Genomic DNA, 23,802 nt, shown 5'->3' with positions numbered 1-23,802 from the left:
CGAATTATACGCGTTTGAAGATCAGGGAGCCATTAGTGCCGCCAAATCCAAAGGAGTTGGACAAGGCGTACTCGAACTGGCCTGGCTTGGCCACGTGGGGAACCAGATCCAGATCGCACTCATCATCCGGGTTATCCAGGTTGATGGTGGGTGGCGCAATCTGGTCACGCAGCGCCAGCACGGTAATGATGGCTTCGATGGCACCAGCCGCACCCAGCAGATGACCCGTCATCGATTTGGTTGAGCTGATCATCAGGGATTTGGCATGCTCACCAAACACCTGCTTCATGCCGCGCAGCTCGGCCACATCACCCAGCGGGGTGGAGGTTCCGTGCGCATTGATGTAACCGATCGCCTCGGGGGCTATGCCGGCATCCTTGATGGCGTTGGTCATGGCGCGAGCGCCACCGTTGCCATCGGCAGGAGGAGCCGTCATGTGGTAAGCATCACCACTCATGCCAAACCCAGCCAGCTCGGCATAGATTTTGGCACCACGCGCCAGGGCGTGCTCGTACTCTTCCAGCACCAGTACTCCAGCGCCATCACCCAGCACGAAACCATCGCGATCCTTGTCCCAGGGGCGGCTCGCCTTCTGGGGTTCGTCATTGCGATTGGAGAGCGCCTTGGCCGCCGCAAAGCCACCCATTCCCATCGGAGTAGAGGCTTTCTCGGTACCGCCCACGACCATGACATCCGCATCGCCGTAAGCAATCATCCGGCCACCAAAACCAATGGCATGGGTGCCCGTGGTGCAGGCGGTGGTAATGGCGATATTGGGGCCACGCAGCCCGCGCATGATAGAAAGATGACCGGACACCATATTGATGATGGTGGAAGGCACGAAGAAGGGGCTCAACTTGCGTGGGCCGCCAGCAATCAGGCTGTTGTGGTTCTGTTCGATAAGACCCAGGCCACCGATGCCAGACCCAATGGCCACGCCAATGCGCTCGGCATTCTGCTCATTGATCTCGAGACCCGCATCGTCCAGCGCCTGCATGCCGGCTGCGACACCATACTGGATAAAGAGATCCATCTTGCGCGCTTCTTTGCGATTGATGCCGTACTGTTCCGGGTCGAACTCTTTGACGAGACCTGCGAAACGGGTGGCATAATCGGTAGCATCGAAGTGATCGATGTGAGTGATGCCACTCTGCCCTTGAAGCAGGGCTTGCCAGCTGGATTCGGCGGTGTTACCCACCGGGGAAAGCATCCCCAAGCCGGTCACCACGACTCTGCGTTTAGACACTGAGGTAGTCTCCGAGGTGTTTTTAGGAGGGTAGATATAAAAGAAGCGGCCCTTGGGCCGCTTCTTTTAGTTCAGGAACTTATTCCTGATTAGCGGTGATGTAATCGATAGCCGCTTGAACAGTGGTGATCTTCTCGGCTTCTTCATCCGGGATTTCGGTATCGAATTCTTCTTCCAGCGCCATTACCAGTTCAACGGTATCCAAAGAGTCTGCGCCCAGGTCGTCGACGAAAGAGGCAGCGTTCTTGACGTCGTCTTCTTTAACACCCAGTTGTTCGATGATGATTTTCTTTACGCGTTCTTCGATGTTGCTCATGACCTGAATTTTCCTTTAAAAATACGCTATTGCGTCTGGTTGGGGTAGTTTATGCAATTGACGTTAGTTTGCAAGTAGCTTGCTGCTGGTCAAACCACGAAAAGTGCCAAACTTCGGCGTATTATCGCAAATTTGAGCAGAACTGACGACAAATTGATTACACCATGTACATCCCGCCATTAACATGCAGGGTTTCGCCAGTGATATAAGCGGCGTCATCAGATGCCAAGAATACCACAGCGGCGGCAATTTCTTTCGGATCGCCCAAACGGGCGGCAGGCACCTGGCTCATGATACCGGCGCGCTGTTCTTCATTGAGGGCTCGGGTCATATCGGTCTCGATAAATCCCGGAGCCACGGCATTCACCGTGATGCCACGGGAGCCCACTTCACGGGCAAGGGCCTTGGTAAAACCAACCAGACCCGCCTTGGCGGCGGCATAGTTGACCTGACCTGCGTTACCCATAGTGCCTACGACTGAGCCGATACTGATGATACGACCATGGCGTTTCTTCATCATGGCCCGCAGCACCGGCTTGCTCAGACGATAGAGGGAAGTGAGGTTGGTGTCGATGATCTCGTTCCACTCATCATCCTTCATTCGCATCAGCAGATTATCACGGGTGATACCGGCATTGTTGATCAGGATGTCGATGTCGCCAAAACGCGCCTTGATGGCGGCAAAGACGGCCTCGATGGATTCGGGGCTGGTCACATCCAGCGCCAGACCGCAGCCATGCTCACCCAGATAGCCACTGATGGCCTCGGCACCACGCTCGCTGGTCGCAGTCCCTACCACTTTAGCGCCACGGGCCACGAATGTTTCAGCAATGGCACGGCCAATGCCACGACTGGCACCTGTCACCAACACAACCTTATCGGTAAAACTCATGCTCTACTCCTGTTTACTTGGACTGGGCCAGCGCCTGCTCGAATGAGGCAGCATCATTGGCATGAATGCCTTCTACGCGCTTGTCGATACGCTTGGCGAGGCCGGTCAGCACTTTGCCCGGACCCATTTCGATCTCGAGGGTGACACCATCGTTGGCCATCCGCTCTACTGTCTCGCTCCAACGTACCGGGCTGAACAGCTGACGCACCAGCGCCTGCTTGATGGCCGCCGGATCCTGTTCACAGGTAACGTCGACATTATTAATGACGGCGATACTTGGAACCTTGATCTCGATCCCATCCAGCGCAGTGGCCAGCTTCTCGGCAGCCGGTTTCATCAAGGCGCAGTGTGAAGGTACAGAAACGGGCAGCGGCAGTGCTCGCTTGGCACCGGACTCTTTCATCAGAATATTGGCGCGTTCAACCGCCTCTTTGTGACCGGCGATCACGACCTGGCCCGGGGAGTTGAAGTTGACCGGTGAGACCACCTGGCCTTGAGCGGCCAGTTCGCAGTTGGCGGCAATGGCCTCGTTATCCAGACCTATGATGGCCGCCATGGCGCCCGTACCTTCCGGCACGGCCTCCTGCATGGCCAGGCCGCGCAGTTCAACCAGCTTGACCGCATCCTTGAAACCCAAGGCTCCGCTGCACACCAGGGCGGAATACTCCCCCAGGCTGTGACCGGCCATGACGGAGGGGGTCGCCCCACCCTGTTGCAGCCACAGACGCCACAGCGCAACTGACGCCGTCAACAGAGCGGGCTGTGTCTTCCAGGTTTTGCCCAGCTCTTCGACCGGTCCCTGCAGAACCAGCTCGAGCAAGTCATAACCGAGTACCTGACTCGCCTCGGCGAAGGTCTCTTTAATGACGGCATGTTGCTCGGCCAGCTCGGCCAGCATGCCGACGGTCTGGGAGCCTTGTCCCGGGAAAGCGATGGCAAATTGGGTCATCATGAATTCCTTAACGCGAAAACATCAATCGGGCGCGATCCGTTCATAAGCCGGTATCGCGCCCTGCTCTTGCAAGAAAATTAGAAACGGACCAGCGCCGAACCCCAGGCAAAACCGCCACCAAAGGCTTCGAGCAGTACCAGCTGACCACGCTGAATGCGGCCATCTCTCACCCCTTCATCGAAGGCGATAGGCACGGAAGCGGCCGAGGTATTACCGTGGCGATCCAGGGTCAGTATGACTTTGTCCAGCCCCATGCCAAGCTTCTTGGCGGTAGCGCTGATGATACGGAAGTTGGCTTGATGAGGCACCAGCCAGTCCAGCTTGCTGGGCTCAATGTCGTTGGCCGCCAAGGTCTCGGTCACGATCTCGCTCAGGCGAGTGACGGCCACCTTGAAGACATCATTGCCCTTCATGTACATGTAGGCTTCGAGCTCTGCGCCCGTCAGGCCACGGCGGGGGTGCGGCAGCTTGAGCAGATCGCCGTAACGGCCATCGGCATGAAGATGGGTGGAGAGAATGCCAGGAGACTCGCTCGCTCCGACCACCACGGCCCCTGCCCCATCCCCAAAGAGGATGATGGTGCCGCGATCTTGCGGATCGCACATGCGCGACAGCACATCGGCGCCCACAACCAGCACATGACGAGCCGCCCCTGACTTGATGAACTGATCGGCGACCGCCAGGGCATAGGTAAAGCCTGCGCAGGCGGCGGCGATGTCAAACGCCGGGATCCCCGGGACGTCCAACAGATTTTGCAGCTCGCAGGCGGCGGCCGGGAAGGCGTTTTCGGCACTGGTGGTGGCCAGCACTATCATGTCCAGATCCGCGGCCTGAATGCCTGCGGCTTCCAGTGCGCGCAGCGCAGCTTGATGTGAGAGGGTCGCGACCGTTTCGCCTTCACCCGCGATACGACGCTCATGGATGCCAGTGCGTGCCACGATCCACTCATCACTGGTCTCAACCATCTGCTCAAGATCGGCGTTGGTACGCACTGAACTTGGCAGATAGCTGCCAGTACCCAGAATTTTGCTATGCATAGAGTTCTTATAGATCCCTGTCGGAAAAGACAGATTCAAGGCGATCTGCTATTTGCAATGGAAGTTGATGCTTGGCCTCTTGTGCGGCCAGCAGGATCGCAGTACAGAGGGCGCGACGTTCGGCCCGCCCATGACTTTTTACCACAATGCCGCGCAATCCTAACAGACTTGCGCCGTTATACTGGTCGGGGTTCAGGTAAGAAAAACGCCGTTTGAGCATAAAGCCAGCTATCAAGCCAAGAAAAGAGCGCTTTTTACGTGGATACCCGGCCAATTGCCCCATCATGCGTACCACCCCCTCCGCCGTCTTGAGCGCTACATTGCCCACGAAACCATCGCAGACGATGACGTCCGCCTGGCCGGTGAACAGGCAGTCGCCCTCGATAAAGCCGGTAAAGTTGATGGCCGGACACTGACGCAGCAATTCGGCACTGTGACGAACCAGATCGTTACCTTTGATCTCCTCCTCCCCCACGTTGAGCAGCGCGACACGAGGCGTCGCTATGCCCTCCACCAATTCAGCCACCACGGACCCCATGACCGCAAACTGCAGCAAGGTATCTGCATCGCAGCTCACATTGGCTCCCAGATCCAGCATGACGGTGCGCTTGCCCGCCACGGTTGGCAACGCCTTGATCAGTGCCGGTCTATCCACCCCGGGTAGGGATTTGAGCACACACTTGGCCATGGCCATGAGGGCGCCGGTATTACCGGCACTGACGCAGGCATCGGCGGCGCCACTCTTGACCAGATCCAGCACGACCCGCATGGAAGAATCTTTGAGGGTACGCAACGCCACGATCGGTTTATCGCCCATCCCAACGACTTGGGAGGCATGCACGAAACGAGCGCGAGGATGATTAAGCAGGCTATGTTGGCGTAGGAGCGGAGTAACGCAGGTCTGATTGCCAACCAGGATCAGATTGAGCTGTGGCAGAAGAGACAGTGCCTGCACGGCGGCAGGCACTGTTTCAGAGGGGCCAAAATCTCCCCCCATTATGTCTAGCGCGACATTGAGCGTAGACAAAGGCAATCCTTAAGCGATTACCTTTTTACCGCGGTAGAAACCATCGGCAGTCACGTGGTGACGACGATGAATTTCACCACTGGTCTGATCAACAGTCAGTGCTGCGCTGGTCAATGCATCGTGGGAACGACGCATGCCACGACGGGAACGGGTTTTACGGTTCTGTTGTACGGCCATGGTAGGCTAACTCCTAGATTCACTTACGTTTAAGCTCTTCAAGAACTGCAAAGGGATTTGGCCGCTCATCAGCAGGTTCGATATCACCCCATGTCATGTCCATGTTCCCTCTGGGACAAGCATCCATCGGATGCATGGCGACCTGAGGCAACGAGAGGATAAGTTCATCCTCAAGGATTTTATGAAGATCTATCTCGCCGTTTTCGTCCAACTCAATGGGCTCATAAGCTTCCGGCAGTTCTTCCTCGTTTGTTTTTTCAAACAGCGGAGTGTAGATAAATTCAGCTTCACAAAGGTGTTGAAATGTATCTCCACAACGCTGGCAAACCAGGTCAACCTCGGCATGGGCAGTGCCTTCCATAACGGTCAACTTCTGGACATCTTTGCCAAAGTGCAGTGTTACATTCACATCACTTCGCAAGCCTGCGGTTGATGCTTCCAATCTGGGCATCTGCGACTTTTCCACTATTCCGACATAGTCGAGTAGCTTCAAGGCATTACGGACTGGATCAACCTTAACGGGCAACTTCACCTTTTGCATAGGGCGCGAATATTATAGGTCCAACAAGGGATAGTCAAAGGAAAAAGTCCTTACCACCGATGATTTTAACGACAGAAGTCCTTAACATGGCAGAACTCATCCCCACCGGCTGCGGATTATGACACAAAAGCTGATACTCGCCTCTACTTCTCGCTATCGGCAGGCTCTGCTCGCCAAGCTAGGCCTCCCTTTCGACTGCCAGGCCCCCGAGGTCGATGAGACTCCTCTCCCCGGGGAATCGGCCAGGCAACTGGTGCTGCGCCTGGCCATCGCTAAGGCCTGGGCAGTTGCCAATCAACATGATCAGGGTCTGATCATAGGGTCGGATCAAGTGTGCGTCTGCCAGAATGAGATCCTCGGTAAGCCCGGCACAGTCGAGCGTGCCGTGGCGCAACTGCTGGCAGCCCAGGGTCAAAGCGTGACCTTCTATACGGGCCTGGCGGTAGTCGATGCGGCCACCGGCCAGTGCCACAGCCTAGTTGAACCCTTCACCGTGCATTTTCGCTCTCTCGATGAGGCGGCAATCCGCCGTTACGTCGAGGCTGAACAGCCACTGGATTGCGCCGGAAGCTTCAAGTGTGAAGGGCTCGGCATAGTGCTGTTCAAAGCGTTAGAGGGACGCGATCCCAATTCGCTGATCGGCTTGCCGTTGATCGGTCTGGTTGAGATGCTGGCCTGCCATGGTCACCCTGTTCCCTGATCCATCATCACGGCAGCCCTGATCAGGTATTTTCAGTTGCTTGATCACCGAGACATCCCAACCTTGATCATGTCGACCGACATTGACCCAAACTGCGTTATCAGCAGAGACAAGGCGGTGTAAATGACAAAAGAGCGCCAAAGCGCTCTCTTGTCAGGTGTTATTACAGACGCATCACCCTTGCGTGAAACATCACGGGATAAACCTAATCGAAGGCCCCGCGCAGCTGCGCCATGGTGTCGGCCATCAGTACTGGCTCGAACTCGGCCAGACGTGCCTTGTCATGGACACCCCAGGTCACTGCGATACTCGCCATACCAAGCGCCTTTGCCATGCCGAGATCGTGGATCGAGTCCCCTATCATCACCGCCTCGTTGACGGGCACCTTGAGCTCATCGAGTAACTGCCTGAGCATCAGGGGATCGGGTTTGGAGTTCGCCTCGTCTGCGCCGCGACTGGCAGCAAACAAGGGTCTCAATCCTGTCTCGTTCAGCACTCTGTCCAGACCTCGCCGTGACTTGCCTGTGGCCACCGCCAGCAATACGCCACGCCCATGCCAGTCATGGAGCAATTCGGTGACGCCATCAAACAAGGGGCTGGGGGTATTATCATGGAGGTAATGGTACCGATAACGATCAACCAGGCGATCGCAGGATTCACTCCCCTCCTCCAGCCCAAACAGCCCCGCCAGCCCAACGCCCAGACTCAAGCCAATGATCTGCTGAGTTTGCTGCTGCGTCGGCATCGGCAGGCCGCAGTCGCTGGCAGCCAGCTCGACGCAGGTGACGATACGCCCGATGGAGTCCATCAGGGTGCCATCCCAGTCAAAGATTGCGAGCCGGATAGCCATCAGCGTGCCAGCTTGTTGAGGAAGCTGTCGAGCTCAGGCGCCAGCGGCGCCTCGATCAATACCTCACGGCCATCGACCGGATGGGTAAAGGTGAGCTTCCAGGCATGCAAGAACAGACGTTTTAGCCCTTGGCTGCGCATTTTCTCGTCAAAGGCCGCTTCACCATATTTGTCATCGCACGCGATGGGGTGGCCCGCATGCTGGGTATGCACCCGGATCTGGTGAGTTCGGCCGGTGATCGGGCTGCACTCGATCAGAGTTGCCTCGGCAAATTGGCGCGCGATCCTAAAGCGTGTCTCCGATGGCTTGCCATCGGCCGTGACTCGCACTACCCGTTCGCCAGATTGCAGGTCGTTTTTACGCAGCGGCGCATTGACCACCTTGACATGAGACTGCCATTTGCCACGCACCAGTGCCAGATACTGCTTGCGCATGGTCTTGATGCGCAGCTGCTCGTGCAGGCTGCGCAGGGCGCTGCGTTTCTTGGCAACCAGCAGCACGCCTGAAGTGTCGCGATCGAGGCGATGTACCAGCTCCAGGAAGCGGGCTTCCGGGCGCAGGGCCCTCAGCCCTTCAATAACACCAAAGCTCAAGCCACTGCCGCCGTGCACAGCCATGCCGGACGGCTTGTTGAGCACTATCATGGCGTCATCTTCAAACAGGATCTGGCTCTCCAGGCGCTGGATGCTGCCAAGGTTGGCCGAGGGCAGTTCGTTCTTCTCGGCAACGCGTACGGGAGGTACCCGCACCTCGTCACCGCAGATGAGTTTGTATTCAGGTTTGATGCGCTTTTTGTTGACGCGCACCTCCCCTTTGCGAAGGATGCGATAGATCAGGCTCTTGGGGACGCCCTTTAACTGAGTCTTGAGAAAATTGTCGATGCGCTGCCCTTCATGCTCAGCTTCGATGGTGAGCAGCTGCACTTGCTGTTGTATCTGTGTCATGGCGCGGATTTTAACACCCCGCGGGCCCCTTGGCTGCATGCTTTGTTGAAAAATGGCACCTTGCTATAAAAGTGGTTTAAATGGGATAATAAACAAGGTTTTGTCATTGTGTTCAAGCCTTGTACTAAGTGGCCAAAAATTATGCCACCCAATCCCGAAACACCGTGTCTACAAGAACATGACGGTCCCCGGGTGCGAGGTACAGCGTATGGAGAACGCAAACAAAATCGGCTATTTGTCTCCACACCGGCATCCCTTATTCATCTCTTCTCGAGAAGGTTGAACCAGAGCGCCCTTAGTTTGCGCCTCATGCGTACCCCAACCGGGAGGTTGCCCAAGTATGCTGAAGACCCGAGGCCGGCGCCGGCGGGATCCTGTGGAGGAAATCAAAATGACAAAATAATGAGAACTCAATGAAAAGAATGCTAATCAACGCGACTCAGGAAGAGGAGTTGCGCGTAGCGCTGGTTGACGGACAACAGCTCTATGATTTGGATATTGAAAGTCCGGGACACGAGCAGAAAAAAGCGAACATCTACAAGGGCCGTATCACCCGCGTAGAACCCAGTCTCGAAGCTGCTTTTGTCGACTACGGCGCCGAGCGCCACGGTTTCCTGCCGTTAAAGGAGATCGCCCGCAATTATTTCCCCTCCGGTTACTCCTATCAGGGTCGTCCCAACATCAAAGAAGTGGTCCGCGAAGGCCAGGAAGTGATCGTTCAGATCGATAAAGAAGAGCGTGGTACCAAAGGTGCAGCCCTCACTACCTTTATCAGTCTGGCCGGCAGCTATCTGGTACTGATGCCGAACAACCCCCGCGCCGGTGGCATCTCGCGCCGTATCGAGGGTGATGAGCGCACCGAACTGAAAGAGGCCCTGTCGGGTCTGACTGTGCCGGAAGGCATGGGCCTGATCGTGCGTACCGCCGGTGTTGGTAAATCCCCCGAGGAACTCTCCTGGGATCTGAACGTCCTGCTCAACCACTGGGATTCCATCCACAAGGCCTCCTTGCAACGCAACGCTCCCGTGCTCATCCATCAGGAAAGCAACGTGATCGTGCGTGCCATTCGTGACTATTTGCGTCGCGATGTCGGCGAGATCCTGATCGATAACCCCGTCATCTTCGAGCGTGCCAAGGCACATATCGAACTGGTTCGCCCCGATTTCCTCAATCGCGTGAAGCTGTACCAGGGTGACGTGGCGCTGTTCAACCACTTCCAGATTGAGAGCCAGATTGAGTCTGCCTTCCAGCGTGAAGTGCGTCTGCCTTCCGGCGGCAGCATCGTCATCGATCCGACCGAGGCCCTGACCTCCATCGATATCAACTCCTCCCGGGCAACCAAGGGTGGCGATATCGAAGAGACGGCGCTGCAAACCAACCTGGAAGCGGCCGACGAGATTGCTCGCCAACTGCGCCTGCGTGACCTGGGTGGTCTGATCGTCATCGACTTCATCGACATGACCCCGGTTCGCCATCAGCGCGAAGTGGAAAACCGTCTGCGTGAAGCCGTGCATCAAGACAGAGCCCGTATCCAGCTCGGCCGTATCTCCCGATTCGGTCTGCTGGAGATGTCCCGCCAGCGTCTGCGCCCCTCCCTCAACGAATCCAGCAGTCATATCTGCCCTCGTTGCCAGGGTCAGGGTGTGATCCGTGACAACGAATCACTGGCCCTCTCTATCCTGCGTCTTATCGAAGAAGAGGCGCTCAAGGACAATACCGAACAGGTTCATGCCCAGGTGCCGGTGGATGTTGCCGCCTACCTGCTCAACGAGAAACGCAGCTCCATCGCCAGCCTCGAGCAGCGTAACGAGGTTCGCCTCTACATCATCCCCAATCAGCATCTGGAAACCCCTCACTACGAAGTGACCCGCATTCGCAAGAATGAGATCGCCGAAGCGGTGAGCTATGAGCTGAAAACCGAAGTCGCCAAGCCGGTCTATCAACCCAAGCAGACCCAGGTGGTCGAGCGGGAGCAGCCGCTGCTGCAGGGCTTCATCCAGCCAGCTCAACCAGCCCCTGCGGCCGTAGCCCCTCAGGCTGCCGCCCCTGTTGCGGCACCCGCCGTGGCCGAAGCAGGTCTGGTGAGCAAGCTGTTCAAAGCCATCGCCGGCCTCTTCGCCAGCAGCCCGGCAGCCACCGACGCCAAACCAGCGGCACCGGCTCAAACCGAAGCCCGCAAGGAAGAGCCTCATCGTCATCAACGTGATGAGCGCCGCCCCCGCCAAGGCCAGGGCAACCGCAATCGCAACGACAACAATGAGCAGCGCCGTGACGCCAAGAGTGGCGAGCAGGGTGACAATCGTGCCCGTCGTCCGCGTAAAGAGCGTGAACCGCGTCCGGAGCAAGCTGCCCGCACAGAGCGCGAACCCCGTGCCGAGCGTGAGCCACGTCAGGATCGCGAACCGCGTCAGGAACGTGAACCTCGCCAGCCGCGCGAGCCCCGTGCCGAGCGTGAACCACGTCAGGATCGCGAAGCCCGGGTCGAGCGTGAACCTCGCCAACCCCGTGAGCCGCGTCAACCTCGCGAGCCTCGTGGTGAGCGTGAACCTCGCCAGCCTCGTGAACCCCGTGCCGAGCTTGAGGTTCAGGCCATCGCCGCGGAACCGCTGCAGACCCCGGTTGATACTCAACAAGAGATCCACCAGGAGAAGGAGCTGATCGTCGCCGAACGCCGTGAACGTCGCCAACTGCGCAAGCAGATCCGGGTCGATGGGCCTCAGGCCGAACTGCCAGTTGAGCCGGTAGAAGCTGCCGAAGGGAGTGATGCCGAGCAGGGTGATGAGCAGGACGGCCAGCGTCGCTCCCGCCGTAACCCCCGTGGCTCGCGGAGCGAAGGTCAGCGTCGCAAGCGCATCAACGAAGATGCTCGCAGCCAGCGCGAAGAGGAACAGCCCCAGGTCCAGAGCAATGAGCCCCTGACCCAGCTTGCTCCCCTGAGCCATGATGCCGTTGCCGCCGCGACTCAGGCATCTGCCGCTCTGGTAGAACACGCCGTGATTGACAATGATCACCACTTGCCGGAAATGCCTTTCGTTGATACCAGTAAAGCGGTGGTCAGCGAGCCGGTCGCCCCTGTCGTCGCGCAGGCAGAGCCAGCTGCTGTCGTTCAGACTGCCCCGGTCGACATGGTCGAAGCCGCACCAGTGGTGACGGCAGCGCCAGCTCAGGTCGAGGTTGCTGAAACCGCAGCCCCTGTCGTCGCTGAGACTCAGGTTGAGACACCAATCGTGGCGCAAGCCTCTGCCGAGGTTCAGGTTCAGAGCGATGCTATCGTTGAGCCAGTAGCGCCGGCCGTGGTGGAAACCGTTCAGCCTGAAGTGAAGGTCGAAGCTGTTGAAGCCAAGGTGGAAGCCGCGCCAGTGGTTGCCCCTGTCGAAGTCGAACCCCCTGTGGTTGTGGCTGCGGTAGAAGAGCAAGAAGCCCCAGTGGCGGCGCCTGTCGCAGCTGCGGTGGCCAAGCCTGCTGCCACACCGGCTGTACGCTCCGCCGGTGGTCTGCTGGCCCAGGCCCGCAAGGCATCCGCCCCCATGGCCACTCCGGCCGAGGTGCCTGCCCTGCCGACCGCCGAGCCCGTCGATAGCCAGCCTCTGCAGCGCAATGACGTCGCCAGCTCTGGCCGTCACGCAGGCAGCACGGCTGCGGTCAACAAGGCCCATAGCCCGGCTGGCCGCCCATAAGGGATCCGACAGCCATTAAAAAGAGCCGCATCTGCGGCTCTTTTTTTATGCCCTAATCAGGCCCATTGTTCTGTTTCGCACTCCCCTCACCTTCCCATCTTGCCCTCCCCTTGCGGATCTCGCTCTCTTTGGAGAGTCCCCCGCCAGCCCCTAAAAGTTGCCAACCGAGCATCATCTTCGCCAACCTCCGAATCAAAGGGCCAGCAACGACAAGAGCCACCTGGGTGGCTCTTGGAGAGATGGGAGAATGGCTGGCTCAGCTGGCTCAGCTGGCTCAGTTGGCCCAGGTGATGATGTGATCTTCCCACTCACCGGCATCACGCTCATGGATGACCTTGCCGCGTACCGACTGGCCCGCCTGGTGCATGGCGGAACGGCTGCCGGTCAGCAGTGGATGCCACTCGGGCAGCGCTTGCCCCTCGGCCAGCAAGCGATAGGCACAGCTGGATGGCAGCCATTGGTACTCATCTATCTTGTCCACGGTGATCTGCAGACAGTCCGGCTCTTTCTTGAAGCGGTTGTGGTAGTCGGAGCATTGGCAGCTTTTGGTGTTGAGCAGGTTGCAGGCCACGTTGGTGAACACCAGTTCATCGGTATCGGCATCGATCAGCTTGTTGAGGCAGCACTTGCCGCAGCCGTCGCACAGAGACTCCCACTCGGCCATGGTCATCTGCTGCAGGGTCTTTTCCTGCCAAAAAGGAGTTGGCTGTATTTTCTCGACTTGCTGCATGGCGGGGCTCACTAAATAGACCAGGAAAGCGCGTGGTTATACCCTTAATGGCCAGATTTTTCAAGGTTGGCGGTCGAGGGCGGATATTATCAGCGGTAGCAACAGGATGATTTTGACGCATGGGCATAGCACGCTCAACATCCGAGTTGTCCGGGGTCATTTAATAGATGGCTTAGAGAGTGAATCACTCACTCTATCTGCTGGCTTCCCTTATCCAGAAGATGAATGTCCCATCCTCTTCACCCGCAAACCTCGATTCAAGGATCCACGTTGAGTGGGTCGTGCGGCAAGCGCCCGCTCGTCAGTATACTGATAAATCGCCCACGGCTACCTGTACAGTGTGTCGTGGGGCTCAGCTTGAGCGCGTCTTCTACGCCATCTCGCGGGAACCGCCTTATCACCTCGGCCCGCAATCTCGCAGCGATACGATGCCGGCCTAATCCAACCAGATCACACAGTGCCCCACGAGAGAGCAAGTAAGTCTCCGGATGATTCTGGTAACGAGATAACCGGATGTTCAGATGACGAGCAATTGCGTCCCCTACCCTGTAAGTTAATGCAGGGGGATGGCCCTTTTCCATCAAGTAGTTGTGAGCCCTCTGGCCTCCGCTGACGGCAAAGCAACACTCACATGGTGCAGGGTGATGCCCCTCTGTCAGGCCAATGTCATGCAAGATGGCGGCAGCAAACAGCAATGAAGGGTCATAGTGGATCTTTTGCTGAGTACCTATCAGTGCGCTGAACCAATAGGTACGCCAGCTGTGTCGCAGCAGTGGCAGAGAGTGGGTACGCTGTGCCAAGTCCAGGGCGTCTTCAACCAAGGCACCAGGTCTTGGCATCAGTGAGTCCAGCTCGATATCCGGCTGCTTGAGCAAGCATCCATGAAACAGGGCCGCTTCCATTACATCCTCCGACCGAGCCAATAGTAGATTGATGCAGATCTGCCCCTTTTCCATAAGACTCATCCTTCCCTGATCCACACCGCCCCATTCCAGACTGCCCATGACGTTCCTCATCAGTACCCCTTGTCTATTTTTTACCAATTGGTACATAATAAAGGCAAAGTATTTTTATGCAATAGGGTACAAAATGAATGTGCGACGTGGCAGGCCTCCTGCCTATCAAAAGGAACTGGCTTTATCCGCTTTGACTGAGACCTTTCGTTTAAATGGCTATGTGGCAACATCACTGGATGCGCTGGTCTCGGCCACCGGGATGAATAGACCCAGCCTATTTGCAGCCTTCGGCAACAAGCACAGTATGTATCTCGCCGCACTGGATCACTTTAGGGATACAGTGCGTAGCCGACTTCAACCTGAGTTGGAAGCGGGACGATCACTGTCTGAGGACATGACCGCATTCTACGAATGCGCCATTGAGCACTACTGTGAAGGGAATGCGCTCGGCTGCCTGCTGCTGTCAACGGCACTGAGTGATGCACCTAATGACAGCGAGGTGCGTGATCGCCTGCGACAATCGGTCAACGAGATAGAAGCAGCAATAGGACAGCGGGTAAAGCGGGCGCTCGCGAAAGAGTGTGATGAAGAGTCTCATCATTATCTGACCAAAATACTGTTGTCGCAGTTGATCGCCCTGAGCGCCCAAGCAAGGATGGGGATACCTGAGGAGCAACTACGTCATTCCATACGCTTGGTGCTCTCTGCCATCTTGCCCTCTGATGGCAGAACGCCATGCGGCTAACCAGTATCTGAATACCATAAAAAATGCCGCCCCAAGGGCGGCATTTTGCCATCAGAGATAACGGACTGACTTACCAGCCGGTCACTTCACGCAGGGCCTTGCCGATGTCGGCCAGGGAGCGCACGGTTTTCACGCCGGCATCTTCCAGGGCGGCAAACTTCTCGGCCGCAGTGCCCTTGCCGCCTGCGATGATGGCGCCAGCATGGCCCATACGTTTGCCCGGAGGCGCGGTCACGCCCGCGATGTAGGAGACCACCGGCTTGGTGACGTGGGCCTTGATGTAAGCTGCCGCTTCTTCTTCGGCACTGCCACCGATCTCGCCGATCATGACGATGGCTTCGGTCTTGGGATCGTTCTGGAACATTTCCAGGATGTCGATGAAGTTGGAGCCCGGGATGGGGTCACCACCGATGCCGACGCAGGTGGACTGGCCGAAGCCTTCGTCCGTGGTCTGCTTGACCGCTTCATAGGTCAGGGTGCCGGAGCGGGAGACGATGCCCACTTTGCCCGGTTTGTGGATGTGGCCCGGCATGATACCGATCTTGCACTCACCCGGGGTGATCACCCCTGGGCAGTTCGGGCCTATCATCCGCACGCCGGTTTCCTGCAGTTTCACCTTGACGTCCAGCATGTCCAGAGTCGGGATGCCTTCGGTGATGGTGACGATGAGCTGGATACCCGCATCAATCGCTTCGAGGATGGCATCTTTACAAAATGGTGCCGGTACATAGATGACGGAGGCAGTGGCGCCAGTGGCTTCCACGGCATCACGCACAGTGTTGAATACCGGCAGGCCCAGGTGAGTGGTCCCCCCCTTGCCTGGCGACACGCCGCCAACCATCTGGGTTCCGTAGGCAATCGCCTGCTCGGAGTGGAAAGTACCCTGGCCGCCGGTGAAGCCCTGGCAGATGACCTTGGTATCTTTGTTGATCAGAACGCTCATTATTTGGCCTCCGCTGCTTTAACCACTTGCTGCGCTGCGTCAGTCAGACTCTTGGCGGCGATGATGTTGAGGCCGCTTTCGGCCAGTTTCTGGGCACCCAGTTCGGCATTGTTGCCTTCCAGACGCACCACCACGGGCACCTTGACACCCACTTCCTTGACCGCGCCTATGATGCCTTCGGCAATCATGTCGCAGCGCACTATGCCGCCGAAGATATTGACCAGTACGGCCTGTACCTTGCTGTCAGACAGAATAATCTTGAACGCCTCGGTCACGCGCTCCTTGGTGGCGCCACCGCCGACATCGAGGAAGTTGGCCGGTGAGCCGCCGTGCAGGTTGACGATGTCCATGGTCCCCATGGCCAGGCCTGCGCCGTTGACCATGCAGCCGATGTTGCCATCGAGCGCCACATAGTTCAGCTCCCACTGGGCGGCGTGCGCTTCGCGGGGGTCATCCTGGGAGGGATCATGCATCTCGCGCAGCTTGGGCTGACGGTACATGGCGTTGGCATCGATGTTGATCTTGCCGTCCAGGCAATGCAGGTTGCCCTTGTCGGTGATCACCAGGGGATTGATTTCCAGCAGCGCGAAGTCGCAATCCTGGAACATCTTGCCCAGACCCATGAAGATCTTGGTGAACTGTTTGATCTGATCGCCGTTGAGGCCCAGCTTGAAAGCCAGCTCGCGCGCCTGATAAGCCTGTGGGCCGACCAGTGGATCGATGGCCGCCTTGTGAATGAGTTCCGGGGTTTCGTGAGCAATCTTCTCGATGTCCACGCCACCCTCGGTGGAGGCCATGAAGACCACGCGGCGGCTGCTGCGATCGACCACGGCGCCCAGGTAGAGCTCCTTGGCGATGTCGGTGCAGGACTCCACCAGGATCTTGGTCACCGGCTGACCATTGGCGTCAGTCTGGTAAGTGACCAGATTCTTGCCGAGCCAGTGTTGGGCGAAGGCACGGATCTCGTCCTTGCTCTTGGCCAGTTTCACGCCGCCCGCTTTACCGCGACCACCGGCGTGCACCTGGCACTTGACGACCCACATGTTGCCGCCAATCTTGTCGGCAGCTTCAGCCGCTTCCTGCGGGGTAGCGCAGGCATAACCTTCAGAGACCGGCAGGCCATATTTGGCAAACAGCTGTTTTGCCTGATATTCATGCAAATTCATGATGTTCTATCCGTGTTGTCGTTATATCCGTTGGGGTGTTTCTCAATGCCCCTGCGATAGGGGCCCGGACAGGCCCCTATATCCTTGTGCTATCAGACGTCCAGCAGCAGACGGGTCGGATCTTCCAGCAACTCCTTGATGGAGACCAGGAAGCCGACCGACTCGCGGCCGTCGACGATGCGGTGATCATAAGAGAGGGCCAGGTACATCATCGGCAGGATTTCCACCTGGCCGTTTACCGCCATGGGCCTGTCCTGGATCTTGTGCATCCCCAGGATGGCGCTCTGGGGCGGGTTGATGATCGGCGTGGACATCAGGGAACCGAACACACCGCCATTGGTGATGGTGAAGTTGCCACCGGTCAGCTCATCGACGGTCAGCTTGCCGTCACGGCCCTTGCCCGCCAGTTCCTTGATGGCCTTCTCGATGTCGGCCAGGCTCATGCTGTCGCAATCGCGCAGTACCGGCGTCACCAGACCACGGGGAGTGGAGACGGCGATGCTGACATCGAAGTAGTTGTGATAGACGACATCGTCACCGTCGAGCGCCGCATTCACTTCCGGGTAGCGCTTGAGGGATTCGACCACGGCCTTGACGTAGAAGGACATGAAGCCAAGCTTGACGCCGTGCTTCTTCTCGAAGATCTCGCCGTACTGCTTGCGCAGCTTCATGATGGGCGCCATGTTGATTTCGTTGAAGGTCGTCAGCATGGCGGTGGTGTTCTTGGCCTCCAGCAGACGCTCGGCGATGCGCTTGCGCAGGCGGGTCATGGGCACGCGCTTCTCGGTGCGCGCAGCCAAGGGAGCCACGGCGGCGACCGGGGCCGCAGCCACCGGCGCGGCAGCAGGCTTGTTGCCCACTTTGAGGAAGGCTTCCACATCTTCTTTGGTGATGCGCCCCCCCTTGCCGGTGCCGTTGAGTTTGGCGACGTCGATGGCGTGCTCGGCCACCAGACGGCGTACCGAGGGGCTCAGATCGTCACCTGCGGCGTCGGCTGCGACTTCTACCGGCTTGTCCTTGGTCTCTTCGCCTGCCACGGGGGCGGCCTTGAGCATGGCGATCAGCTGGCGGGAGAGCACAGTCGCGCCCTCAGCCTGCAGGATGTCACCCAGAATACCGGCTTCCGGTGCTGGGACTTCCAGGACGACCTTGTCGGTCTCGATGTCGACCAGTACTTCATCACGGGCAACCAGATCCCCAGGGCGTTTGTGCCAGGTGGCGATGGTGGCGTCGGCCACTGATTCCGGCAGGTCCGGTACCTTGATCTCGATAGTCATGTAATCAGTTCCTTGTTACTTCTTGTTCAGGGCTTAGGCCAGAGTAAGGGCGTCTTCCACCAAGGCTTTCTGCTGCTTGGCGTGGACAGACATGTAACCAACCGCGGGTGAGGCGGAGGCCGGACGACCGGCGTAACGCAGGGTGGCACCGGCATGCAGCACGCCATCATAGTGATGACGGGTGCTGTACCAGGCTCCCTGGTTTTGCGGCTCTTCCTGGCACCAGACGAAATCGGTGACGTGGGCGTAATCGGCGAGGATGGCGCGCACTTCTGCTTCCGGGAAGGGATAGAGCTGCTCGATGCGCACCAGCGCCACATCCTGCTGCTCGGCCTTGCGACGGGCATCGAGCAGGTCGTAGTAGACCTTGCCGGAGCAGAACACCACGCGTTTGACCCCTTTTGGATCCAGTGCATCGATCTCGCCGATGGCGTTCTGGAAGGTACCCTCTGCCAGCTCTTCGAGCTTGCTCACCGCCAGCGGGTGGCGCAGCAAGGACTTCGGCGACATCACGATCAGCGGGCGACGCATGGGTCGGATCACCTGGCGACGCAACATGTGATAGACCTGGGCTGGATTGGAGGGCACACAGACCTGCATGTTGTGCTCGGCGCACATCTGCAAGTAACGCTCCAGACGGGCGGAGGAGTGTTCCGGCCCCTGTCCCTCGTAACCGTGGGGCAGCAGCATGGTCAGGCCGCACATACGACCCCACTTCTGCTCACCGGAAGAGAGGAACTGGTCGATCACCACCTGGGCGCCGTTGGCGAAATCACCAAACTGCGCTTCCCAGATAGTCAGACCGGTCGGTTCGGTGGTGGCGTAACCATATTCGAACGCCAATACAGCCTCTTCGGACAGCACTGAGTCGAACACCTCAAACGGGCCTTGCTCGTCACTGATGTTGCACAGCGGGGTATAGGTGCTGGCATCTTTCTGGTTGTGCAGTACCGCATGGCGGTGGAAGAAGGTGCCACGACCGGAATCCTGCCCCGTGATACGGATGCGTGACCCCTTGTCCACCAGGCTGGCGTAGGCCAGGGTCTCGGCGAACCCCCAGTCCAGCAGCTTGTCGCCGGCGGCCATGGTGCGCCTGTCTTCATAAATCTTTTCGACCTGACGCTGCAATTGATGCGCAGCCGGATACTGGCTGACCCGCTCCCCCAAGGATTTGAGCTCATCGAGGGGCAGACCGGCGTCATAGGACATGGCCCAGTCGTGACCCAGGTAAGGGGTCCAGTCGACGGAGTGCAGCTCCATGGGGCGCCACTCTTTGACCACTCGCTCGCCCTTGTCCAGGGCATCACGGTACTCGTTGACCTGAGCGGTCGCCAGCTCAGCACCTATCACCCCTTCGGCAATCAGCTGATCGGCGTAGATCTTGCGCGGGGTCGGATGCTGTTTGATCTTCTGGTACATCAAAGGCTGAGTCGCGCTCGGCTCGTCGGCCTCGTTGTGGCCATGACGACGATAACAAACCAGCTCAATCACCACGTCGCGCTTGAAGGTGTTGCGGTAATCCAGCGCAATTTGGGTGACCAGCACCACGGCTTCCGGATCATCACCGTTGACGTGCAACACGGGCGCCTGCACTGCCTTGGCGATGTCGGTGCAATACTCGGTGGAGCGCACGTCACGCATGTTGGAGGTGGTAAAGCCCACCTGGTTGTTGATGACAATGCGCACAGTCCCGCCGACGCCATAGGCACGGGTCTGGGACATGTTGAAGGTTTCCGCCACCACACCTTGACCGGCGATGGCCGAGTCACCGTGAATGGTGATGGGCAAGACACTGGAGCCATCCTTGTCACCACGTCTGTCCATGCGGGCACGGACAGAGCCGATGACCACCGGGTTGACTATCTCGAGGTGAGAGGGGTTGAAGGCCAGCGCCAGATGCACGTTGCCACCTGGGGTCGCGAAATCGGACGAGAAGCCCATGTGGTACTTCACATCCCCTGTGCCCCAGGATTCGCCATGCTTGCCCGCGAACTCGTCAAACAGCTCCTGCGCACGCTTGCCGAGCACGTTGATGAGCACGTTGAGGCGACCACGGTGGGCCATGCCAATCACGGCCTCTTTGCAGCCCTGCTCACCGGCGCGACGGATCAGCTCCTTGAGCATGGGCACCATGGCATCGCCCCCTTCCAGGGAGAAACGCTTGGCACCGGGGAATTTGGCACCCAGGTATTTTTCCAGCCCTTCGGCGGCAGTCAGGTTCTCGAGGAGACGCGTCTTCTCTTCCTGGCTATAGCTCCCCTTCCCTTCGATGGATTCGAGGCGGTCTTGCAGCCAACGTTTCTCTTCGGTGGAGGTGAGGTGCATATAGTCGGCGCCTATGCTGCCGCAATAGGTTTTCTTCAGCGAGGCGTAGAGATCGGAGAGCACCATGGTCTCGCGACCGATGGCGTAGGAGCCCACATTGAAGGTGGCCTCCATGTCTGCGCCTTGCAGGTTATGGTAAGCCGGATCGAGCTCGGCAACGGTTTCCCGGGCCCAGAGACCGAGGGGATCCAGCTTGGCGTTCTGGTGACCACGGAAACGGAAGGCGTTGATCAGTTGCAGTACCCGCACCTGTTTGGCATCCACTTGCGGATCGGACACGGCGGCACTGAAACGGGAGGGGTCTTTGGCCAGACGACGGAAATAATCGCGGACCTGAGAGTGGGGTTGTTCGACCGCGTGACCATTGACTTGGGGCAGCGAAGCAAAAATGCTGCGCCACTCGTCGGCGACGGAATCGGGATCGTCCAGGAAGGATTCGTACAAATCCTCTATATAGCTTGCATTCGCACCAGCCAGGTGAGATGACTCCAACCAGGCCTTCATCACGCCGTTATGCATGTCTATCCCTTGTACTTCTTGTCACTGCCGTTTGGCAGTTTTTGTAGGGGTCAAACAGCCACCCTTCCAGGGGTTGAGTGGCCATCCAGAGGTCGGGCCCCTGCCCTTGCGGCGGGGCCCTGGCTTATTACACAGCCCGATTAAGCAACATCGACTTGATTTGACCTATGGCCTTGGTCGGGTTCAAGCCCTTGGGGCAGACGCTCACGCAGTTCATGATGCCGTGGCAACGGAAGACGCTGAAGGCATCATCCAGATTGCCCAGACGCTCGGTCGCTGCGCTGTCGCGGCTGTCGGCCAACCAGCGGTAGGCGGCGAGCAGGCCAGCGGGGCCGATGAACTTATCCGGGTTCCACCAGAAGGAGGGGCAAGAGGTCGAGCAGCAGGCACAGAGGATACATTCGTACAGGCCGTCGAGCTTGGCACGCTCTTCAGGGGATTGCAGGTGCTCACGCACGGGCGGCAATTTATCTTCGTTGATGAGGAAGGGCTTAACCTTCTCCCACTGGGTGTAGAACTGGGTCATGTCTATGACCAGATCCCGGATCACCGGCAGGCCAGGCAAGGGGCGAATCACCACCTTGCTACCCTTCTTCAGCAGATCCGAAAGTGGCGTGATACAGGCAAGACCGTTCTTGCCATTCATGTTGATCCCGTCCGATCCACAGACCCCTTCGCGGCAAGAGCGGCGGAAGGACAAGGTGGGATCCAGCTCTTTCAACTGGATCAGTGCATCGAGCACCATCATGTCGGAACCTTCAGGAATATCAAGACGATAATCCTTCATATGTGGGGCGTTATCAACGTCCGGGTTATAGCGATATACCGAGAATGTGACGTTCATTGTGCTTTGCTCCGCAATCAATATGTCCACGCCTTCGATGAGAGAGGGAATGCCTCCCACCTCTTTACAGACCGGCTAGGCGTGGCTCCGCAATCAGTAAGTCCACGCCTGCGATGAGAGATGGGAGAGCCTCCCACCTCTTCACAGACCGGCCAGGCCTGGCTCCGCAATCAGTAAGTTCGCACCTTGGGTGGGAATGCCTCGCGAGTTTTCGGAGACATATTGACCGCGCGACGAGTCATGGACTCAGTGTCCGGATGGTAGAGGCTGTGGCACAGCCAGCTGTCGTCGTCACGCTCCGGGAAGTCGAAGCGGCTATGGGCGCCCCGGCTCTCGGTACGGAAGTTGGCCGCCACCGCAGTGGCAAACGCCGTCTCCATCAGGTTGTCCAGCTCCAGGCACTCGATGCGCTGGGTGTTGAACTCCTTGGAGGTGTCATCCAGGCGGGCATTCTTGAGCCGCTCGCGGATGAGTTTCAGCTCGGCAAGCCCTTCGGCCATCGCATCCCCTTCGCGGAACACCGAGAAGTTGCGCTGCATGCAGTCCTGCAAGTCTTTGCGGATCTGGGCAGGATCTTCACCATCGCGGTTGTTTTCCCAACGATTGAAGCGGGCCAAGGCAGCCTCCAGCTCGGCGTCGGACGCCTCGCGGCCATGCTCCATCTCGCCCAAGGTGTTGACCAGGTGCATGCCAGCCGCGCGACCAAACACGATGAGATCCAGCAGGGAGTTGCCGCCCAGACGGTTGGCACCGTGTACGGAGACGCAGGCGATTTCACCCACGGCGAACAGACCGACCACAGGCACATCATTGCCATCTTTGTCTTGCGTCAGACATTGGCCGTTCACGCTGGTCGGCACGCCGCCCATCATGTAGTGGCAAGTCGGGATGACAGGGATAGGCTCGACGACCGGATCCACGTGAGCAAAGGTACGCGACAGCTCGCAGATACCCGGCAGACGAGATTCGAGCACCTCTTTGCCCAGGTGATCCAGCTTGAGCTTGACGTGCGGACCCCAGGGACCATCGCAACCACGGCCTTCGCGAATTTCGATCATGATGGAGCGGGCCACCACGTCACGACCAGCCAGGTCCTTGGCGTTGGGCGCATAACGCTCCATGAAGCGTTCGCCGTCTTTGTTTAGCAGGTAACCGCCTTCACCGCGGCACCCTTCAGTGACCAGCACCCCTGCCCCGGCAATGCCGGTCGGGTGGAATTGCCAGAACTCCATGTCCTGCACACCGACCCCGGCACGCAGCGCCATGCCAACGCCGTCACCGGTGTTGATGTGGGCATTGGTGGTGGATTGGTAGATGCGACCTGCGCCGCCGGTGGCCAGCACCGTGGCCTTGGCTTTGAAGTAGACGACTTCTCCGCTCTCCATGTCGATGGCGGTGCAGCCAACGATGTGGCCATCCTGGTTCTTGACCAAGTCCAGGGCGTACCACTCGGAGAAGACGGTGGTCTTGCTCTTCACGTTCTGTTGATAGAGGGTGTGCAACAGGGCATGGCCGGTACGGTCTGCCGCAGCCGCAGTACGTGCGGCCTGCTCACCACCGAAATTCTTGGACTGGCCGCCAAAAGGGCGCTGATAGACACGGCCATTGTCGAAGCGGGAGAAGGGCAAGCCCATGTTCTCCAGCTCATAGACAGCTTCCGGGCCTGTCTTGCACATGTATTCGATGGCTTCCTGATCACCGATGTAATCGGAGCCTTTGACCGTGTCATACATGTGCCACTGCCAGTTGTCATCGTGGGCGTTACCCAGTGCAACCGTGATACCGCCCTGGGCGGATACGGTATGAGAGCGGGTCGGAAACACCTTGGACAACAGTGCACAGCTCTTGCCGGATTGGGCGATCTGCAGCGCGGCGCGCATGCCGGCGCCACCTGCGCCAATCACCACGGCATCAAATTCACGAGTTGGAATAGTCACC

The 23,802-nt window shown here is 58.4% G+C and carries 20 protein-coding genes; 3 read left to right on the top strand and 17 right to left on the bottom strand.

Going from position 1 to position 23,802, the window contains the following annotated elements:
* Positions 1 to 4 precede the first annotated feature (4 nt).
* The 8 genes from fabF to yceD form a co-directional block, all read right to left on the bottom strand.
* The gene (fabF, locus tag ACSMDR_RS00945) at positions 5 to 1,246 is read right to left on the bottom strand and encodes a beta-ketoacyl-ACP synthase II (RefSeq protein WP_436466709.1); all 1,242 of its coding nucleotides are present in this window, start codon (positions 1,244 to 1,246) and stop codon (positions 5 to 7) included.
* A gap of 79 nt (positions 1,247 to 1,325) precedes the next feature.
* On the bottom strand, positions 1,326 to 1,562 hold the full coding sequence (acpP, locus tag ACSMDR_RS00940; RefSeq protein ID WP_042042492.1) for an acyl carrier protein: 237 nt from the start codon (positions 1,560 to 1,562) through the stop codon (positions 1,326 to 1,328).
* A gap of 157 nt (positions 1,563 to 1,719) precedes the next feature.
* Positions 1,720 to 2,454 carry a 3-oxoacyl-ACP reductase FabG gene (gene fabG, locus ACSMDR_RS00935; RefSeq protein ID WP_436466708.1) on the bottom strand — a complete coding sequence of 245 codons (735 nt, stop codon included), beginning with the start codon at positions 2,452 to 2,454 and terminating at the stop codon, positions 1,720 to 1,722.
* Between the two features lie 13 nt (positions 2,455 to 2,467).
* Positions 2,468 to 3,403 carry an ACP S-malonyltransferase gene (gene fabD / locus ACSMDR_RS00930; RefSeq protein ID WP_436468163.1) on the bottom strand — a complete coding sequence of 312 codons (936 nt, stop codon included), beginning with the start codon at positions 3,401 to 3,403 and terminating at the stop codon, positions 2,468 to 2,470.
* A gap of 80 nt (positions 3,404 to 3,483) precedes the next feature.
* Positions 3,484 to 4,443, bottom strand: a complete 960-nt coding sequence (locus ACSMDR_RS00925) for a beta-ketoacyl-ACP synthase III (protein ID WP_005908721.1) — start codon at positions 4,441 to 4,443, stop codon at positions 3,484 to 3,486.
* A 7-nt stretch (positions 4,444 to 4,450) separates the two neighbouring features.
* Positions 4,451 to 5,470, bottom strand: a complete 1,020-nt coding sequence (gene plsX, locus ACSMDR_RS00920; RefSeq protein WP_436466707.1) for a phosphate acyltransferase PlsX — start codon at positions 5,468 to 5,470, stop codon at positions 4,451 to 4,453.
* A 9-nt stretch (positions 5,471 to 5,479) separates the two neighbouring features.
* Positions 5,480 to 5,647 carry a 50S ribosomal protein L32 gene (gene rpmF / locus ACSMDR_RS00915; protein WP_005908717.1) on the bottom strand — a complete coding sequence of 56 codons (168 nt, stop codon included), beginning with the start codon at positions 5,645 to 5,647 and terminating at the stop codon, positions 5,480 to 5,482.
* A gap of 19 nt (positions 5,648 to 5,666) precedes the next feature.
* The gene (gene yceD, locus ACSMDR_RS00910) at positions 5,667 to 6,188 is read right to left on the bottom strand and encodes a 23S rRNA accumulation protein YceD (RefSeq protein ID WP_005908715.1); all 522 of its coding nucleotides are present in this window, start codon (positions 6,186 to 6,188) and stop codon (positions 5,667 to 5,669) included.
* A 118-nt stretch (positions 6,189 to 6,306) separates the two neighbouring features.
* Between yceD and ACSMDR_RS00905 the strand changes: the two genes are divergently transcribed.
* Entirely contained in the window at positions 6,307 to 6,888 is a 582-nt protein-coding gene (locus tag ACSMDR_RS00905) for a Maf family protein (protein WP_436466706.1), read from the top strand.
* Between the two features lie 205 nt (positions 6,889 to 7,093).
* Here the strand turns inward: ACSMDR_RS00905 and ACSMDR_RS00900 are convergent, their stop codons facing one another.
* Both ACSMDR_RS00900 and rluC read right to left on the bottom strand, forming a co-directional pair.
* Positions 7,094 to 7,741 (bottom strand): HAD family hydrolase, encoded by a 648-nt coding sequence (locus tag ACSMDR_RS00900; RefSeq protein ID WP_436468162.1) that lies wholly within the window; start codon positions 7,739 to 7,741, stop codon positions 7,094 to 7,096.
* On the bottom strand, positions 7,738 to 8,682 hold the full coding sequence (gene rluC, locus ACSMDR_RS00895) for a 23S rRNA pseudouridine(955/2504/2580) synthase RluC (RefSeq protein ID WP_436466705.1): 945 nt from the start codon (positions 8,680 to 8,682) through the stop codon (positions 7,738 to 7,740). The genes ACSMDR_RS00900 and rluC overlap by 4 nt, the downstream gene beginning before the upstream one ends.
* 413 nt (positions 8,683 to 9,095) lie before the next feature.
* On the opposite strand from rluC, the gene rne reads away from it, so the two are divergent.
* Positions 9,096 to 12,359, top strand: coding sequence for a ribonuclease E (gene rne, locus ACSMDR_RS00890; protein WP_436466704.1), 3,264 nt, complete (start codon positions 9,096 to 9,098; stop codon positions 12,357 to 12,359).
* 274 nt (positions 12,360 to 12,633) lie between these two features.
* Here rne and ACSMDR_RS00885 read toward each other — a convergent pair whose 3' ends face one another.
* On the bottom strand, positions 12,634 to 13,089 hold the full coding sequence (locus ACSMDR_RS00885) for a YcgN family cysteine cluster protein (protein ID WP_436466703.1): 456 nt from the start codon (positions 13,087 to 13,089) through the stop codon (positions 12,634 to 12,636).
* A 1,002-nt stretch (positions 13,090 to 14,091) separates the two neighbouring features.
* On the opposite strand from ACSMDR_RS00885, the gene ACSMDR_RS00880 reads away from it, so the two are divergent.
* On the top strand, positions 14,092 to 14,790 hold the full coding sequence (locus tag ACSMDR_RS00880; RefSeq protein ID WP_436466702.1) for a TetR/AcrR family transcriptional regulator: 699 nt from the start codon (positions 14,092 to 14,094) through the stop codon (positions 14,788 to 14,790).
* Positions 14,791 to 14,860: 70 nt separating this feature from the next.
* On the opposite strand, the gene sucD is transcribed toward ACSMDR_RS00880, so the two are convergent.
* The 6 genes from sucD to sdhA all read right to left on the bottom strand — a co-directional run bounded on the left by sucD (position 14,861) and on the right by sdhA (position 23,801).
* On the bottom strand, positions 14,861 to 15,733 hold the full coding sequence (gene sucD, locus ACSMDR_RS00875) for a succinate--CoA ligase subunit alpha (RefSeq protein WP_005896873.1): 873 nt from the start codon (positions 15,731 to 15,733) through the stop codon (positions 14,861 to 14,863).
* A complete protein-coding gene (gene sucC / locus ACSMDR_RS00870) occupies positions 15,733 to 16,899 on the bottom strand; it encodes an ADP-forming succinate--CoA ligase subunit beta (protein ID WP_005896879.1) in 1,167 nt (388 codons plus the stop codon). Before sucC ends, sucD begins: the two co-directional genes overlap by 1 nt.
* A gap of 92 nt (positions 16,900 to 16,991) precedes the next feature.
* Positions 16,992 to 18,176, bottom strand: coding sequence for a 2-oxoglutarate dehydrogenase complex dihydrolipoyllysine-residue succinyltransferase (gene odhB / locus ACSMDR_RS00865; RefSeq protein WP_436466701.1), 1,185 nt, complete (start codon positions 18,174 to 18,176; stop codon positions 16,992 to 16,994).
* 33 nt (positions 18,177 to 18,209) lie between these two features.
* Positions 18,210 to 21,020, bottom strand: coding sequence for a 2-oxoglutarate dehydrogenase E1 component (gene sucA / locus ACSMDR_RS00860; RefSeq protein WP_005896883.1), 2,811 nt, complete (start codon positions 21,018 to 21,020; stop codon positions 18,210 to 18,212).
* Positions 21,021 to 21,147: 127 nt separating this feature from the next.
* Positions 21,148 to 21,864, bottom strand: a complete 717-nt coding sequence (locus tag ACSMDR_RS00855; protein ID WP_436466700.1) for a succinate dehydrogenase iron-sulfur subunit — start codon at positions 21,862 to 21,864, stop codon at positions 21,148 to 21,150.
* 170 nt (positions 21,865 to 22,034) lie between these two features.
* On the bottom strand, positions 22,035 to 23,801 hold the full coding sequence (gene sdhA / locus ACSMDR_RS00850; RefSeq protein WP_040318970.1) for a succinate dehydrogenase flavoprotein subunit: 1,767 nt from the start codon (positions 23,799 to 23,801) through the stop codon (positions 22,035 to 22,037).
* Position 23,802: the final 1 nt, after the last annotated feature.

The sequence above is a fragment of the Aeromonas molluscorum genome, from assembly GCF_051376105.1.
Taxonomy (GTDB): Bacteria; Pseudomonadota; Gammaproteobacteria; order Enterobacterales; family Aeromonadaceae; genus Aeromonas; species Aeromonas molluscorum.
The sequence above is the reverse complement of the archived record's forward strand: the minus strand, read 5'-3'. Positions and strand labels throughout refer to the sequence as shown.

Excerpts from the sequence above, each read along its gene's own strand:
- rne (WP_436466704.1), top strand. The coding sequence starts at position 9,096 with ATGAAAAGAATGCTAATCAACGCGACTCAGGAAGAGGAGTTGCGCGTA.
- yceD (WP_005908715.1), bottom strand. The coding sequence starts at position 6,188 with ATGCAAAAGGTGAAGTTGCCCGTTAAGGTTGATCCAGTCCGTAATGCC.
- sucD (WP_005896873.1), bottom strand. The coding sequence starts at position 15,733 with ATGAGCGTTCTGATCAACAAAGATACCAAGGTCATCTGCCAGGGCTTC.
- sucC (WP_005896879.1), bottom strand. The coding sequence starts at position 16,899 with ATGAATTTGCATGAATATCAGGCAAAACAGCTGTTTGCCAAATATGGC.
- odhB (WP_436466701.1), bottom strand. The coding sequence starts at position 18,176 with ATGACTATCGAGATCAAGGTACCGGACCTGCCGGAATCAGTGGCCGAC.
- ACSMDR_RS00855 (WP_436466700.1), bottom strand. The coding sequence starts at position 21,864 with ATGAACGTCACATTCTCGGTATATCGCTATAACCCGGACGTTGATAAC.
- ACSMDR_RS00880 (WP_436466702.1), top strand. The coding sequence starts at position 14,092 with ATGACGTTCCTCATCAGTACCCCTTGTCTATTTTTTACCAATTGGTAC.
- rluC (WP_436466705.1), bottom strand. The coding sequence starts at position 8,682 with ATGACACAGATACAACAGCAAGTGCAGCTGCTCACCATCGAAGCTGAG.
- sucA (WP_005896883.1), bottom strand. The coding sequence starts at position 21,020 with ATGCATAACGGCGTGATGAAGGCCTGGTTGGAGTCATCTCACCTGGCT.
- acpP (WP_042042492.1), bottom strand. The coding sequence starts at position 1,562 with ATGAGCAACATCGAAGAACGCGTAAAGAAAATCATCATCGAACAACTG.
- ACSMDR_RS00925 (WP_005908721.1), bottom strand. The coding sequence starts at position 4,443 with ATGCATAGCAAAATTCTGGGTACTGGCAGCTATCTGCCAAGTTCAGTG.
- fabD (WP_436468163.1), bottom strand. The coding sequence starts at position 3,403 with ATGACCCAATTTGCCATCGCTTTCCCGGGACAAGGCTCCCAGACCGTC.
- ACSMDR_RS00885 (WP_436466703.1), bottom strand. The coding sequence starts at position 13,089 with ATGCAGCAAGTCGAGAAAATACAGCCAACTCCTTTTTGGCAGGAAAAG.
- ACSMDR_RS00905 (WP_436466706.1), top strand. The coding sequence starts at position 6,307 with ATGACACAAAAGCTGATACTCGCCTCTACTTCTCGCTATCGGCAGGCT.
- rpmF (WP_005908717.1), bottom strand. The coding sequence starts at position 5,647 with ATGGCCGTACAACAGAACCGTAAAACCCGTTCCCGTCGTGGCATGCGT.
- fabG (WP_436466708.1), bottom strand. The coding sequence starts at position 2,454 with ATGAGTTTTACCGATAAGGTTGTGTTGGTGACAGGTGCCAGTCGTGGC.